The following is a 14,424-nucleotide window of genomic DNA, read 5'->3' as shown; positions in this document are numbered from 1 at the left end:
AATCGTTTCGAAGGATGGCGGCGATCAGGCGCCGCTGAAGGTGTCGCAGGAGGCCGGATCGCCCGACTGATAGCCGCGTTGCAGCCATTCCACCCGTTGCGCCGAAGAGCCATGGGTGAAGCTTTCGGGCGAGACGCGGCCGCCGCTGCGCCGTTGCAGGGTGTCGTCGCCGATGGCCTGGGCCGTCTTCATACCCTCTTCGATATCGCCGGGCTCGAGCGCGACCTGACCGTTCGAGACGGCCGAGGCGTTCCTGGCCCAAACGCCGGCGTAGCAGTCGGCCTGAAGCTCCAGCGCCACGGAATACTGGTTGGCCTCGGCCTGACCCGAGGCGCGCTGCTGGGCCTGGCGAACCTGATCCGAGGTGCCGGTCAGGGTCTGGACGTGATGGCCGAACTCGTGCGCGATGACATAGGCGCGGGCGAAGTCGGCGCCTGAGGCCCCGAGCTTGTTCTCCATCTCCTGCCAGAAGCCGAGGTCGAGATAGACGGTCTTGTCGTTCGGGCAATAGAAGGGCCCCATGGCCGACTGACCATAGCCGCAGCCGGTCGGCGTGCCTTGTTCGTAGATGACGACGTTAGGCCGCTGATAGCCCTCCAGCTTCTGCGACCAGACATCATCAATGTTGGCGCCGATGACATCGACGAACCGGCCGGCCTGATCCTTCGGTGTCCCGACTTGACCCTGCTGTTGCTCGGCGCCGACGCCGCCGAACTGGCTGGCCAGTTGTGTCGTGGTCGAAGGATCAATGCCGAAGACCAGATAGCCGATAAGGGCCAGAACGCCGACACCGAGACCTCCGCCGGCGATGGCTCCACCGCCGAGACCCCGTCGATCCTCGACGCCGCCGCCTGTCCGTCCACCTTGCCAGCGCATGCCCTATCCTCCGCCCGATCCTGGTTAAGCTAGGCAGGAACGCGGGTGCAAGGGAAGGGATGCGTCAGTTTGGACGCTTCACTGCGAACGGGCCAGCCAGTTGTCGATCTGGCTCATGCCCTGGGCCGTCTGCTGGCGGCGTTCGGCGGCGGACTGGCGCAGGGTCCGCTCCTGCTCGGGGCTGTAGAGCGGGCGGGTTGGCAAGGGCTGGGTGACGCTCGGTTCGCGTGCGCCTTCGATGGTGCGCAGGCGAAGCTGGGTTTCGATCTGCTGTTGACGCGCCTGGTCCGCGTTCGACTGCGCCTGAGAACGCAGGCGGTCGTTCTCATAGCGGTGTTGGTCGGCGATCGCGGCGGGGACGCCGCCCGGATAGGCGCCATAGGGGCGGCCGGCCTGAGGATAGGTCTGGGCCAAGGCCGGCGTGGCGGCAGCGGCCAACAGGGCGGTCAGGGTCAGGAGCGATCGCATGGATACCATGTGGGGACGCGCGCCATCGCCGCCAAGCGGAGCCGCAACCCTTTGAGTTTCTGTGGGTTCATCCCGCCGAACCCCCTTTATGAACGGAGCATTCCTCATGGCCCAATCCCTTTCCGGCAAGACCGTCGCCATCCTGGCGACCGACGGAGTCGAGCTGGTCGAACTGAATGAACCGATGAAGGCGCTGAAGGATGCGGGCGCGGTGGTCGAGATCGTGTCGCTGAAGGCCGGCGAGTTACAGGGCTTCGACCATCTGACGCCGGGCGACAAGGTTACGGCCGACAAGGCGGTGGCGGCGGTCGACGCCTCGACCTATTCCGCCCTGCTGCTGCCGGGCGGCGTCGCCAACCCGGACCTGCTGCGGGCGGACGAGGACGCGGTGAAGTTCGTTCGAGCCTTCTTCGACGCCGGCAAGCCGGTCGCCGCCATCTGTCACGCGCCCTGGCTGCTGATCGAGGCGGGCGTGGTCGAGGGACGCACGATGACGTCGTTCGAAAGCATCCGCACCGACCTGAAGAACGCCGGAGCCAATGTGGTGAATGAGGCGGTGGTGGTGGATCAGGGCCTGGTGACCAGCCGCTGCCCCGACGACATTCCCGCCTTCAACGCCAAGATGATCGAGGAGTTCGCCGAAGGCCGCCACGAAGGTCAAGCCGCCGCCTAAGGCATCGCCCAGACTGAGGACCGTTTGATCTCTTGGTCCTCCAGTTCGCGCGAGGTCGGGACGCGGTACTCGGCCAGAAAATCCAGGCCCGTACGCGGGAAATAGGTGCGTCCCGGATCGCCGATCAGGACCCACGTCCCCTTGGCGCGGGCCTGGGCCAGCCAGGCCAGAACGGCGTCGGTCATCGGGCGCTCGTAGCAGATGTCGCCCGCGCAGATGACCTCCACATCCGGCGGGGCGGCGTCCAGCAGATTGGTCTGGGTGAAGTCCAGCGCCACGCCGTTCGCCGTCGCATTGGCGGCGACGGCGGCCTGGCAGAAAGGGTCGATGTCGGCGCACAGGACATGGGTCGCCCCCGCCTTCATCGCCGCCACGCCGACCAGACCCGAACCGGCGGCGAAGTCCAGGACGCGCTTGCCGACGACCTCATGCGGATGATCCAGAAGATACCGGCTCAGCGCCTGTCCGCCGGCCCAGGCGAAGGCCCAGAAGGGCGGCGGCACGCCCAGTTCGCCAAGCTCTTCTTCCGTCAGCCGCCAGATGGGTGTGATCTCGTCCGCCAACCACAAGGAAATCTCGGGGGCGTGCGGCACGGGCTGAAGCCGCGTGTTGTCACGGATGAAGGCGACAGGATCGAGAACGGTCATTCCGGCTGGCGCGTAACAGCCTTCAGCACACTGGCATAGCCGGGTGCGACCTCCATGGCCTCGGCTTGCGGCTTGGCATGGAGGGCGCGGTGCAGGCGCGGCAGCTTCCAGCAGGGCACATGCATGAACAGGTGGTGCTCGGCGTGGAAGTTGACCCAGTAGGGCGCGATGAAGGCGCGTTCCCACAGGCTGGCCTTGGTAGTGCGAGCGGCGCGAAAGGGGTCGGCCGACGAACCCTCGACGCAGGCGTGTTCGGCGATGTTTCGCAGGCGCGTCACCATTGGAAACCACGTCGCCATCGGCAGCAGCCACAACACGAAAAAGGCCCACCAGACGCCGGCGGCGATGAAGCCCGCCAGCGGGACCGCGTTGAAGGCGAGGAAGGGCAGGACGGATCGGCCCGTCACGATCGACTCGTAATCATGGGCGCTGTCGCTCATTCCTTTTGCGCTATCGCCCCTCGGGCTGCTTGAGCGCGCGTGCGCTTGGGCTAGCGGCAGCAGCACCCGCTGCTTGAAGAAGGTCTGGCCCGTCAGGTCGCGGACCAGCTTGCGGCGCAGCGAGGCCGGACTGACGGGAAACGGCGCCGACAGCATCAGATCGGGATCCTCCGCCTGCTGGGCGAAGCGATGATGCGTCAGATGATAGGGGCGATAGGCCTTCAGGCTGGCGCCGATCGGCACGGCGCATAGCCAATGGCCGAGAAAATCGTTCAGGCGGTTCGACTTCAACAGGCCGCCATGCGCCGCTTCGTGCATCAGAATGGCCAGACCCAGCTGACGCGTGCCGACGATCATTATGCACAGCGGGATCAGCCAGGGGATCAGGACGCCGGCGAGAACAGCCAGGGCGATCACCGCCCAGCAGTGGACCACCAGCAGCGGGCCGGCCCAGGCCGAGCGCATTTGAAACGGCGTCCACTCCTGGGGTGTGAACAGGGCCGACGGGGCGATGCGTGGGGCGGCGGACATGAGACGAGTCTAGCCCCAGACGCGCGTCTGGAAAAGCAACGCAAGAATGTTGGGCGCGCCTGACAAAAAGTCAGGTTGACATGACATCCGGTCGGTGTCAGGTTGTCCTTACACAAGGAGACCCGATATGTTCACCGCCTGGAAGACCGGAACGCCTGCGCATCGACGCTACATCGTCCGCACGATGGCCTTCTCCGTGCCCTACGTCGCGATCTGCATCGCCATGATGACGACGGACGCGTTCGACGATCTGATGAGTAAGCCGGCGGCCTGGGTGCTGGCGGCTGCGGTGTCGGCCCCGGTCATCGGGCAGATCTGGGCGACCCTGGCGCTGATGCGCGAAAGCGACGAGTTCGTGCGCGGCGTGACGGCCAAACAGTTCATCGTCGCCGCAGGGCTGGCCATGGCCGTCGCCACCTTCTGGGGCTTTGGCGAGAGTTTCGCCGGGGCGCCGCATATGCAGACCTGGTTGATCGTGCCGGTCTTCTGGGGCCTCTACGGCGTCGTTTCACCCTTCATCCGGAGCAGCCGATGAAGAACCGCCTCAAGCTTCTGCGCGTCGAACGCGGCTGGACCCAGGAACAGATGGGTCAGGCGCTGGGTGTCTCGCGTCAGGCGGTGATCGCCCTGGAGACAGAGCGGCACGATCCCTCGCTGGACCTCGCTTACCGGATCGCCGCCGTATTCGCGCGGCCGGTCGAAGAGATTTTCGAGAACCCGCACGCGGGCTGACCGAAAAGTCAGAATAACCTTACAATTGGAGACTGTGATGTCGAACGTCATTCGCCCTTGCCGAGGCGTCTTCGCCCCGTCGCGCCTTGCCGTCATCCTGGGCGTCGTGATCGCCTGCGCCGTGGCCAGCGATCAGGCCCGAGCCCAAGCCGCGCCACCTGTGGCGTCCGCCACCGCGCCCTTCACCTCCGACCGGCTGTCGGTTGAGGTGGTGGGCCAAGGCCCCGACGTGATCCTGATTCCCGGACTGGCGTCTTTGCGCGAAGTGTGGCGAGCGACAGCGGATCGGCTGAAGGCGTCGCACAGAGTACATCTGGTGCAGTTGGCGGGTTTCGCCGGCGAACCCTGGACGCACGGCGACGGCACCTTCGTCCAGCCCGAGGTGGATGAACTGGCGCGTTATATCCGTCAGACCCGGCTGGATCGGCCGGCGGTGATCGGCCATTCGATGGGCGGTCTGAGCGGACTTCTGCTGGCGCAGCAGCAGCCGGATTTGGTCGGGCGGGTGATGACGGTCGACTCGCTGCCCTTCTACAGCGCCATGTTCGGGCCAACCGCGACGGCAGAGAGCGCAAAGCCTTTCGCGGATCAGGCGGCCAATATGATCCTGTCTGCGGACACAGCGAGCTTCCGCACCCAGCAGGAGGCGACAGCGCAGGCGCTGTCGCGGACGGCATCGGAACAGGCGCGGATCGTGGCTTGGTCGTTGGCGACCGACCGTCACGCGATGGCCTCTGCGATGAAGGATGTGATGACTACCGATGCGCGGCCGGGGCTGGCGACCATGACGACGCCGGTGACGGCGCTTTACGCCGCCGATGCGGACGGTGGGGCGCCCGCGGCGGTGGCCGATGCGATGTGGACGCGAGAGTATGCGGCCTTGCCCGGCGTGACCCTGATCCGCGTCGATGGATCGCGGCATTTCATCATGGCGGACCAGCCCGAGCGGTTCGCCGAGCTGGTGGAGGCGTTTCTGGCGAAGTGAGCCTTGGAGATCCTCCCCCGAGCAGCGCAGCGAAACGGGGGAGGGGGACCGCGCGAAGCGGGGTGGAGGGGGCGAAACCGGTCTCGGTAGCTGGGGTGAAGCTCGTGCGGGGTCCGCCCCCTCCACCACTTCGTGGTCCCCCTCCCCCGCAGGCGGGGGAGGATTGGTTCAGCCGTTCTTCGGCGTCACGTCGCCGGCCTTGACCGGGGCGCCGTCGAACTGGTCGGCGTAGGCCGGATTGAGCAGGGCGCGCAACGCGCTCTGCGGCAGGGCGATCCAGTAGGGGCCGTCGGAATAGGGGCCGATCTGGTACGGTCCCATCAGGAAGGTCACGCCGCCCGCCTTGCCCGGCGTCTTGCCCGGCGTCAGTACGAAGGGGGTGGAGACGGCCTTGGGGCAGGTCCACATCTTGCCGTCCAGGGTCGCGGTTTCCGAGCCCGGCGAGCGGGCCTGTTTGGCGGCGTTGGCGGCGGCGCACAGGGCCTTGTCCAGAACCGACAGGTCGGCGCCCGGCCGGAACAGGTCGGCGAAGCCCAGTCGCTTGTTGGCCGTCTTGTCCCAGATGACGGCGTCGAAGCTGGTGTTGGGATGGGCGCCGCCGGTGAACTCGAAATCGGTGCGGGCCAGGCTGACCAGTTTGCCGGTCTCGGCGCCCGGCGCGAAAGCGATGGTCTTTTCATAAGGGTTGGGGCCGCCGCCGGCCTCGCTGAGATCAGCCTGGGCGCCTTCCTCGAACTGCTTCAGGTCGCGCACCGTGTCGGCGTAGAGGGCGGCGTGCAGGGCGGGCGTGGTCTTGATCGCCTGGGGCAGGGTCAGTTTGACGGCGGCATAGGGGGTCTTGCTGTCATAGCCGACGGGGGTGTTTGACATGGCCGGCGCAGCGGCCGGGGCCGGCGCGGCCGGCGCCTGGGCCTTGTCTTCCTTGCGCTGGCAGGCAGCCAGGGTGGCGGCGACAGCGGCGGACAGCAGCAGGATGCGGGCGGTGCGCGACATGGGAAACTCCATCATCGGGGGGATCACAAGGAGATTGAGCCAAGAGCGATGGCGGCCAGCAGGATGACGCCGGCCTCGCGATTGGACTTGAACAGTTTCAGCGCCAGGGCGCCGTCGTTGCGGTCGAGCCGCACGACCTGACGCCCCAAATGGGCGGCATAGATCAGCAGTCCGAGCCAGAACAGCGGACCGAGATTTACGGACAGGCCCGTCAAGACAGCGAGCGCGACCGCCAGGCCATAGAAGACCGCCACGCCGGGCCGCACGGCCGAGGCCAGGCGACGGGCCGAGGACTTCACGCCGATCATGGCGTCGTCCTCGATGTCCTGAAGCGCGTAAATGGTGTCGTAGCCCAGGGTCCAGAAGACCCCGCCGATCCACAGCAGCACGGCGGGAAGATAGGCCTGCCAGGCCAAGGCGATCGCATGGCCGCTGTCGCTGGCCGGGGACCACAGAAGGGGCCGGAACTCGCCGACGAGATCGGCGGGCAGCAGCAAGGCGGCCGCCGCCAGCGGCAGGGCGGCGGCGAACCCCATCAGCGCGCCCCAGTTGAACGTCAGGCCCAGCCAGGCCTGGGGCCACCAGGTGATCCGCTTCATGAAGGGATAGGCCGCGACAAGGCCCAGCGACCCGACGCCCAGCCCGATGGCGACGGTCGGCAGGGTGAGCAGGATCAAAAGGCTGATCAGGCTGCACGCGACGACGAAGGCCCAGGCTTGCTTCACCGAGATGCGGCCGGACGGAATGGGTCTCTGGGCGGTACGGGCGACCTGGGCGTCGAAATCCCGATCGACGATGTCGTTGAAGGCGCACCCCGCCGCCCGCATCAGACAGGCGCCGATGGCAAAACCGACGAACAGCCACAGATCATAAAAGCCGGGGCTTTGCCGATACTGCGCCAAGGCCAGCGTGATCCCCTGCCACCCAGGCAGCAGCAGCAGCCAGATGCCGATGGGCCGGTCGAACCGCCCCAGCTTCAACCACGGCTTCAGCCCCTCCGGCGCATGCCGATCGACCCAGTTGGCGCCGGCGTCGGGGAGGGGAGCGAAAGTCATGCGGCTGACTTAGCGCGTAGGGCCCGAGGGGTGAAGGCGCCGCTCCCTGTTTCCAAGGCGGGCGCACAGAAAAAAGGGGCTGGTGGATCCAGCCCCTTTCCACAGTGATCGGTGCGACCGTCAGTCCTGATAGACGTCGCCGGAGCCGGAGACGGTGCTGTTCAGGTTGGCGGGGCGGGTGGCCAGGGCTACGTCGCCGGAGCCGGCGATGGCGACCTTGACGTCGCCGGTCGGGGCGATGCGGGCGTCGCCGGAGCCGGCGATGTCCACCCAGGCGTCGCGCGTCGCCAGGTCGCCCAGGGACGCATCGCCCGAGCCGGCGATGTCCAGCTTCAGCTCGTCGGTTCGACCCGAGGCGGTGACCTCGGCCGAACCGGCGATGTCGACCGTCAGCGAAGGCTGGTCATAGCCGGTGATCTGCAGGTCGCCCGAGCCCTTGGCGTTGAAGCGGTTCACCTTGGGCGCGGTGATGACGACCTTCAGTTCGTCGCGTTCGGAGCGGGCGGAGAAGTTGCCGTTGCTCCAGCCGAACACGACCCGCTCGTCGCCGTCGCCCAGATCGAGGCGGCCGTCGACCAGACGGACACGGTCGGTCAGACCCTTGGGCCCGGTGATGACGACGGTGTTGGCGTCACCCTGCACATAGTCGACGTCGATGCTGGAATCGACAGTCAGGGTCTCGCCGCCGGTCCAAGGCAGGGTGCGGGTGGTGAGCGGGCCGAGGTCGTCGGTCCCGCCGCCCTTGACCCGCTCGAAGCGGATGGTCTCGCCGTCCTGGTCCTTGATGGTCCAGGCCCAGCCGTGGCGCTGGAGGTCGTGGCCGCCGATCGCCAGCGCGCCGCCGACGGTGACCAGGCACAGCACCAGGGCGGCGCCGGCGATGATGAACAGGGTGCGGATCATGCCGAGACTCCCGAGGTCGAGGTGGATTGAACGCTGGTCGGCTCAAGCGCCGGCTTCAGCAGGCGGTAGTGCAGGCGGGCGAACCAGACGACGCCGTTGACCAGCCAGATGGTGAAGATGGTCAGCAGTGCGCCGATGAAGACGGCGCCGGCCATCAGGCCCAGCCCCATCAGGATCGCCGCGAACGGCCCGCCGGGGAAGCCGGCGAAGGGACCGGCGACCATGATCACGCCGCCTGCGATGAACAGTCCGATGGCGGCGATGAAGAAGCCGAACACGGTCCCGATCACGCCCATCAGCAGGGGCAGGAGGATCAGGATGTCCAGCGCCCCCAAGCCCAGGACCGCGAAGACGGCGCCGGCGGCGGCGGAGGGGTTCTTCTCCTGATGCCAGCGCTGGATTCCGGCCTCGGCCTTGAGCTCGCGAGCCAGGCGGACCGGATCGCCGAGCGCGGAGGCCACCTCGGCCTCGGTGCGGCCGGCGGCAAGGCCGTCGTCGAAGTGGGTCTGATAGTCGGCGATGATGTCGTTGGCGGTCGTGGTCGGCAGGCCGACGAGGCCTTCCTTCAAACGATCGATGAATTCGGCGCGCGTCATTGAGCGGCTCCCTGATCGGCGTCGTTCGCCACGATGGCGTCGACGGCCTTGGTGAAGGCGGACCATTCGGCAGTCTGGGCGGCGAGGGCCCCCCGGCCCGCTTCGGTCAGTCGATAGTATTTGCGCGAAGGCCCGGCGGAGGATTCGACCAGGTAGGTCTCGACCTGTCCTTCGGACTGCATGCGGCGCATCAAGGGGTAGATCGTGCCTTCCCCCATATCGATCGCGTCCGACAGGCGGCTGGCGATCTCGTAGGCGTAGCTGTCCGCCCGGTTCAGAAGAGCCAGGACGCAAAGCCCCAACACGCCCTTCTTCAGCTGTATCTCGATAGTTTCTGGCACCTCGGCTCTCCCGTTGATGGCCATTGACTACGACAAGGTATCTTGTGACGCAAGGTAGCTATCGAAACATGACAGCGATTTAATCGAGGCCGGCTGAAGGCGGCTTTGCGGCCTGAGCGCCGTTGATCGCTTGGCAAGCCGAAAGCGATCCGATAGGTGACCGAGAACGCCGGGCGTGGGAATCGCGCCAGCGTGATCTCTTGCGAGCCATTCGCAAGTATCTGCTGCATAACGGTTTTATGGGGAAGTCTCATATGGGGATGGGCAAGCGAGCCCAAGGGACGTTGAAGAAGGCCGCGACTTGCGCGTCCTCCATCGTTCTGGGCGCCGGACTGGCGATGTTCGCTGCGGCGCCGACGTGGGCGCAGGACCTGATGGGTCAGCCGACCCCGGGCGGCATCACGCTGCAACCGGCGGCGTCGCCGCTGAAGCATGATGCGCACTTCTTCCACGACGTGATCCTGATGCCGATCATCACGGCCATCACCCTGCTGGTGCTGGGCCTGCTGGCGTGGATCGTGTTCCGCTACAACAAGAAGGCCAATCCGACGCCCGCGCGTTGGAGCCACAACACCACGATCGAGATCATCTGGACCGTGCTGCCGGTGTTGATCCTGGTCTTCATCTCCTTGTTCTCGTTCCGCCTGCTGTTCGCCTATCACGACATGCCGTCGCCGGACCTGACGGTGAAGGTGACCGGCAACCAGTGGAACTGGGCCTATGAGTATCCGGACCAGGGCGTCGCGGAATATATCTCCAACATGCTCCCGGAAGAGGAAGCCAAGGCCAAGGGCGTGCCCTATCGCCTGGCCGCGACCGAGCCGATGGTCGTGCCGGTTGGCAAGACGGTGCAACTGGTCATCACCGCCTCGGACGTCATCCACGCCGTCGCCCTGCCGGCGTTCGGCCTGAAGACCGACGCCGTTCCCGGCCGCATCAACACCACCTGGTTCAAGGCCGAGCGCACCGGCGTCTTCTATGGTCAGTGCTCGGAACTGTGCGGCGTCGACCACGCCTTCATGCCGCTGGAGATCCGGGTCGTGACCCAGGCCCAGTTCGAACAGTGGATCGCCTCCAAGGGCGGTTCGATGACGCCCAAGGTCGCCGCGCCCGCCGCAGCCGCCGCTCCGGCCGCAGCCGCGCCCGCGCCCGCCGCCGATGCCGCGACCCCGGTCGCCGCCCCCGTCGGCGCCACCGCCGACCAACCCGTTCCCGCCGCGGCGTCCGCCGCGCCGGCCGCCCAGTAAGAGGCGAACAGAGACACATGGCTGACGCTACCGTAACCCGCGACGCGACCCACATCGGTCACGCTCACGACGACCACCACCACGACCACAAGCTGGGCTTCTTCACCCGCTGGTTCCTGTCCACCAATCACAAGGACATCGGCACCCTGTATCTGATGTTCGCCATCATGGCGGGCATCGTGGGCGGCGCCCTGTCCGGTCTGATCCGCTGGGAACTGGCCGAGCCGGGCATCCAGATCTTCAAGGAAGGCTCCTCGATCCAGTTGCTGGGTCTCGTGGAGCAGTCCAAGCACGGCTATAACGCCGTCGTCACGGCCCACGCCCTGATCATGATCTTCTTCATGGTGATGCCCGCCATGATCGGCGGCTTCGGCAACTGGTTCGTGCCGATCATGATCGGCGCGCCGGACATGGCCTTCCCGCGCATGAACAACATCTCGTTCTGGCTGCTGGTCGCCGCCTGGTGCCTGCTGATCCTGTCGATGTTCACAGACGGCGGACCGGGCAAGGGCTTCGGCGGAGGCTGGACAGCCTATCCGCCGCTGTCGACCACGGGCCACGTCGGCCCCGCCTTCGACCTGGCCATCTTCGCCCTGCACGTCGCGGGCGCCAGCTCGATCCTGGGCGCGATCAACTTCATCACCACCATCCTGAACATGCGCGCGCCCGGCATGACCATCCACCGGATGCCGCTGTTCGCCTGGTCGGTGCTGATCACCGCCTTCCTGCTGCTGCTGTCGCTGCCCGTGCTGGCCGGCGCCATCACCATGCTGCTGACAGACCGCAACTTCCACACCCACTTCTTCGATCCCGCCGGCGGCGGCGACCCGATCATGTACCAGCACCTGTTCTGGTTCTTCGGTCACCCGGAAGTGTACATCCTGATCCTGCCGGGCTTCGGCATCATCAGCCACATCGTCTCGACCTTCAGCCGCAAGCCGGTGTTCGGATATCTGGCCATGGCCTACGCCATGGTGGCCATCGGCTTCGTCGGCTTCATCGTGTGGGCCCACCATATGTACACGGTCGGCATGAGCATCAATCTGCGCGCCTATTTCATCGCCGCCACCATGATCATCGCGGTGCCGACGGGCGTGAAGATCTTCAGCTGGATCGCCACCATGTGGGGCGGCTCCATCAGCTTCAAGACGCCCATGCTGTGGGCGATCGGCTTCATCTTCCTGTTCACCGTCGGCGGCGTGACCGGCGTGGTCCTGTCGAACGCCGGCATCGATTACAGCCTGCACGACACCTATTACGTGGTGGCGCACTTCCACTACGTGCTGTCGCTGGGCGCCGTCTTCGCGATCTTCGCGGGCTTCTACTACTGGTTCGAGAAGATGTTCGGGGTGAAGTACAACGAGTTCCTGGGCGCGACCCACTTCTGGATCATGTTCGTGGGCGTGAACCTGGTGTTCTTCCCGCAGCACTTCCTGGGTCTGCAGGGCATGCCGCGTCGCTACATCGACTATCCGGAAGCCTTCACCCTGTGGAACCACGTCTCGTCGATCGGCTATGCGATCACGGCGGTCGGCGTGCTGGTCTTCCTGATCATGCTGGCCGAGGCGGCGATCCGTCGTCGTCCGGGTGTCGATAATCCGTGGGGCGAAGGCGCCACGACCCTGGAGTGGACCCTGTCCTCGCCGCCCCCGGCCCACCAGTTCAACGAACTGCCGGTCATCAAGGCGGAAGAGCACTAAGCCTTTCCAGCGATATGAAATCGAAGGCCGCTCTTTCCGTCGGAAGGGGCGGCCTTCTTCATTTGGGTATGCTATGCGGCCCTCACCGATGACCGAAGTTCAGACCCGCCCCGCCATCTCGACCGCCCAGCCGGAGGATTTCTTCCAGCTGCTGAAGCCGCGCGTGATGTCGCTGGTGGTGTTCACCGCTGCGACCGGGCTGATCGTCGCGCCCGGATCGGTCAATCCGCTGGTCGCGGCCATCGCCATCCTGTGCATCGCCGTGGGCGCAGGGGCGGCCGGGGCGCTGAACATGGCGCTGGAAGGCGAGACCGACGCCCTGATGCGGCGCACGCGCGGCCGGCCGGTGGCGGCGGGACGTGTGCGCAAGAACGACGCCATGGCGTTCGGCGTCATCCTGAGCCTGTTTTCGGTCATGCTGTTGGGGATGAACACCAACTGGCTGGCGGCCGGTCTGCTGGCCATGACCATCGTCTATTACGCCGGCTTCTACACCCTGCTGCTGAAGCGGCGGACGCCCCAGAACATCGTCATCGGCGGCGCGGCGGGCGCCTTTCCGCCCGTGATCGGCTGGGCGGCGGCGACGGGCCATGCGCCGTGGCAGGCGTGGCTGCTGTTTCTCATCATCTTCCTGTGGACCCCGCCGCACAGCTGGGCGCTGGCGCTGTATTCGGCCGGCGATTACGCCAAGGCGGGCATTCCGATGATGCCGGTGGCCAAGGGCGCAAAGTCCACGCGGTTGCAGATCCTGCTCTACACCCTGGTCTTCGTGCCGGTCGCGATCGCCCCGGCCTTCGCGGGCCTGGGCGGGATCATCTATCTGGTCGTGTCGGTCGCGGGCGGCCTGGGCTTCCTGGGCTTGGCGGTGCGTCTTTATCGCTCGCGCGCGGGCGACGAGCCGGACAAGGCCGAGGCCGTGGGACGCGAGGCCGCATTGTATGACGTCAAGGTCCAGGCCAAACCGGCGCGGGACCTGTTCGCCTTGTCCATCCTCTATCTGATGGCGCTGTTCTCGGCGCTGCTGGTCGAGGCCCTGTCCGGTCTGGGAGCGTAAAACCATGCGTCTGACGCCTGAGGAACTTCGCGCGCGCAAGCGTCGCAACGTCTGGATCGCCTCGGCGCTGGTGGCCTTCATCGTGCTGGTGTTCGCCACCACGGTGCTGCGCCTGCAACAGAATCAGGCGGCCGAGCGCGCGCTGGCGACGGCGGTGGAGACGTCCCAACCATGAAGGCGGGCCGCAAGAATCTGATCGCCATCATCTGCGTCTTCGGCGTGATGGGCATGACCGGGGCGGCGTTCGCGGCGGTGCCGCTCTATCGGATGTTCTGTCAGGTCACGGGTTTTGGCGGCACGACGATGAAGGCCGACAAGGCCTCCGACACCGTGCTGGACGAGACGGTCATGGTGCGGTTCGACACCAATGTGCGTGGCGTGCCGCTGACCTTCCGCGCCGAGCAGTCGACCCAGCGGGTGCGGATCGGCGAGACGGGCCTGGCCTATTTCGACGTGACCAACACCTCGGACAAGCCGATCCAGGTGCGCGCCAGCTACAATGTCTCGCCCGAGCAGACGGGGCCGTATTTCCAGAAGCTGCAATGCTTCTGCTTCACCGACCAGACGCTGGCGGCGGGCGAGACGCGCCAGTTCCCGGTCCAATATTTCATCGCCCCCGAACTGGCCACGGACCGTGAGGCCAAGGGCGCGCGCGACATCACCCTGAGCTACACCTTCTACCCCTCCGTGGACGCGCCCAAGGCGTGACTTCGAAGCCGGGCGTGGACTTTCCCGGCGTTGGCTGCGGCCTGGTGATCCAGCGCGCCGACGGGCGGGTCTTGCTGTGCAAGCGGCTGAAGGCGCCCGAGGCCGGGTTCTGGAACATCGTCGGCGGCAAGATCGACCTGATGGAGCGCTCTATCGACGCCGCGCGGCGCGAGGCCGAGGAGGAGAGCGGGCTCAAGATCGGCGCGGTCGATTTCCTGTGCCTGGCCGAAGAGATCATTCCCGCCGACGGCCAGCATTGGGTGTCGCTGATCTATGTCACCCGGGACTTCACCGGCGAGCCGACGCTGACCGAGCCGGACAAGCTGTCGGAGATCGGCTGGTTCGCGCTGGACGACCTTCCCCAGCCGCTGTCGGCCTTTTCGGCCAAGGCGTTCGCGGCGATGAACGGCTGATCACACGGCGCCGTTCGCGTCGGCGCGCGTTTCATCTCCAAGTGTACGCTGCACGCCGAGAC

19 protein-coding genes are annotated in these 14,424 nt (G+C 66.4%); 10 read left to right on the top strand and 9 right to left on the bottom strand.

What is annotated here, in order from left to right; all coding sequences use genetic code 11:
- Positions 1–24: 24 nt before the first annotated feature.
- Both E4341_RS14570 and E4341_RS14565 read right to left on the bottom strand, forming a co-directional pair.
- Positions 25–876: a neutral zinc metallopeptidase gene (locus tag E4341_RS14570; RefSeq protein WP_066626871.1), complete on the bottom strand. Its 852-nt coding sequence runs from the start codon at positions 874–876 to the stop codon at positions 25–27.
- A 78-nt stretch (positions 877–954) separates the two neighbouring features.
- Positions 955–1,344, bottom strand: a complete 390-nt coding sequence (locus tag E4341_RS14565) for a hypothetical protein (protein ID WP_165118233.1) — start codon at positions 1,342–1,344, stop codon at positions 955–957.
- A 106-nt stretch (positions 1,345–1,450) separates the two neighbouring features.
- Here E4341_RS14565 and E4341_RS14560 point away from each other — a divergent pair, with 106 nt between their 5' ends.
- A complete protein-coding gene (locus E4341_RS14560; RefSeq protein ID WP_165118231.1) occupies positions 1,451–2,017 on the top strand; it encodes a type 1 glutamine amidotransferase domain-containing protein in 567 nt (188 codons plus the stop codon).
- Here the strand turns inward: E4341_RS14560 and E4341_RS14555 are convergent.
- Both E4341_RS14555 and E4341_RS14550 read right to left on the bottom strand, forming a co-directional pair.
- Positions 2,014–2,664 (bottom strand): methyltransferase, encoded by a 651-nt coding sequence (locus E4341_RS14555; protein WP_165118229.1) that lies wholly within the window; start codon positions 2,662–2,664, stop codon positions 2,014–2,016. The two genes, E4341_RS14560 and E4341_RS14555, sit on opposite strands and share 4 nt — an antisense overlap.
- Positions 2,661–3,635, bottom strand: a complete 975-nt coding sequence (locus E4341_RS14550) for a fatty acid desaturase family protein (protein WP_165118227.1) — start codon at positions 3,633–3,635, stop codon at positions 2,661–2,663. The genes E4341_RS14555 and E4341_RS14550 overlap by 4 nt, the downstream gene beginning before the upstream one ends.
- Before the next feature lie 127 nt (positions 3,636–3,762).
- Here E4341_RS14550 and E4341_RS14545 point away from each other — a divergent pair, with 127 nt between their 5' ends.
- From E4341_RS14545 to E4341_RS14535, 3 genes are read left to right on the top strand one after another with little or no spacing between them, the layout of a single operon-like run.
- Entirely contained in the window at positions 3,763–4,170 is a 408-nt protein-coding gene (locus E4341_RS14545; RefSeq protein WP_165118225.1) for a hypothetical protein, read from the top strand.
- Positions 4,167–4,367 (top strand): helix-turn-helix transcriptional regulator, encoded by a 201-nt coding sequence (locus tag E4341_RS14540; protein ID WP_066626879.1) that lies wholly within the window; start codon positions 4,167–4,169, stop codon positions 4,365–4,367. The genes E4341_RS14545 and E4341_RS14540 overlap by 4 nt, the downstream gene beginning before the upstream one ends.
- Before the next feature lie 37 nt (positions 4,368–4,404).
- Positions 4,405–5,352 (top strand): alpha/beta fold hydrolase, encoded by a 948-nt coding sequence (locus E4341_RS14535; RefSeq protein WP_165118223.1) that lies wholly within the window; start codon positions 4,405–4,407, stop codon positions 5,350–5,352.
- 168 nt (positions 5,353–5,520) lie between these two features.
- Here the strand turns inward: E4341_RS14535 and E4341_RS14530 are convergent, their stop codons facing one another.
- The 5 genes from E4341_RS14530 to E4341_RS14510 all read right to left on the bottom strand — a co-directional run bounded on the left by E4341_RS14530 (position 5,521) and on the right by E4341_RS14510 (position 9,240).
- Positions 5,521–6,345 carry a DUF3298 domain-containing protein gene (locus tag E4341_RS14530; RefSeq protein ID WP_205751319.1) on the bottom strand — a complete coding sequence of 275 codons (825 nt, stop codon included), beginning with the start codon at positions 6,343–6,345 and terminating at the stop codon, positions 5,521–5,523.
- Between the two features lie 23 nt (positions 6,346–6,368).
- On the bottom strand, positions 6,369–7,400 hold the full coding sequence (locus tag E4341_RS14525; RefSeq protein ID WP_165118219.1) for a UbiA family prenyltransferase: 1,032 nt from the start codon (positions 7,398–7,400) through the stop codon (positions 6,369–6,371).
- A 120-nt stretch (positions 7,401–7,520) separates the two neighbouring features.
- Complete coding sequence (locus E4341_RS14520) at positions 7,521–8,303, bottom strand: GIN domain-containing protein (protein ID WP_165118217.1); 783 nt, start codon at positions 8,301–8,303, stop codon at positions 7,521–7,523.
- Positions 8,300–8,899, bottom strand: coding sequence for a DUF1700 domain-containing protein (locus E4341_RS14515; RefSeq protein ID WP_066549694.1), 600 nt, complete (start codon positions 8,897–8,899; stop codon positions 8,300–8,302). The genes E4341_RS14520 and E4341_RS14515 overlap by 4 nt, the downstream gene beginning before the upstream one ends.
- Positions 8,896–9,240 carry a PadR family transcriptional regulator gene (locus E4341_RS14510; protein ID WP_039244893.1) on the bottom strand — a complete coding sequence of 115 codons (345 nt, stop codon included), beginning with the start codon at positions 9,238–9,240 and terminating at the stop codon, positions 8,896–8,898. Before E4341_RS14510 ends, E4341_RS14515 begins: the two co-directional genes overlap by 4 nt.
- Before the next feature lie 260 nt (positions 9,241–9,500).
- On the opposite strand from E4341_RS14510, the gene coxB reads away from it, so the two are divergent.
- From coxB to E4341_RS14480, 6 genes are all read left to right on the top strand, one after another.
- Positions 9,501–10,487 (top strand): cytochrome c oxidase subunit II, encoded by a 987-nt coding sequence (gene coxB, locus E4341_RS14505; protein WP_165118813.1) that lies wholly within the window; start codon positions 9,501–9,503, stop codon positions 10,485–10,487.
- Between the two features lie 17 nt (positions 10,488–10,504).
- Positions 10,505–12,187, top strand: coding sequence for a cytochrome c oxidase subunit I (ctaD, locus tag E4341_RS14500; RefSeq protein ID WP_055753981.1), 1,683 nt, complete (start codon positions 10,505–10,507; stop codon positions 12,185–12,187).
- Positions 12,188–12,275: 88 nt separating this feature from the next.
- On the top strand, positions 12,276–13,241 hold the full coding sequence (gene cyoE / locus E4341_RS14495; protein ID WP_165118215.1) for a heme o synthase: 966 nt from the start codon (positions 12,276–12,278) through the stop codon (positions 13,239–13,241).
- Between the two features lie 4 nt (positions 13,242–13,245).
- Positions 13,246–13,416 (top strand): hypothetical protein, encoded by a 171-nt coding sequence (locus E4341_RS14490; RefSeq protein ID WP_017505721.1) that lies wholly within the window; start codon positions 13,246–13,248, stop codon positions 13,414–13,416.
- On the top strand, positions 13,413–13,949 hold the full coding sequence (locus tag E4341_RS14485; protein ID WP_165118213.1) for a cytochrome c oxidase assembly protein: 537 nt from the start codon (positions 13,413–13,415) through the stop codon (positions 13,947–13,949). Before E4341_RS14490 ends, E4341_RS14485 begins: the two co-directional genes overlap by 4 nt.
- Positions 13,946–14,362 carry an NUDIX domain-containing protein gene (locus E4341_RS14480; protein ID WP_165118211.1) on the top strand — a complete coding sequence of 139 codons (417 nt, stop codon included), beginning with the start codon at positions 13,946–13,948 and terminating at the stop codon, positions 14,360–14,362. The genes E4341_RS14485 and E4341_RS14480 overlap by 4 nt, the downstream gene beginning before the upstream one ends.
- Positions 14,363–14,424: the final 62 nt, after the last annotated feature.

Source organism: Brevundimonas sp. 'scallop' (assembly GCF_011045535.1).
Taxonomy (GTDB): domain Bacteria; phylum Pseudomonadota; class Alphaproteobacteria; order Caulobacterales; family Caulobacteraceae; genus Brevundimonas; species Brevundimonas vesicularis.
Note: the sequence above shows the minus strand (reverse complement) of the source record. Positions and strands in the feature narration are given on the sequence as shown.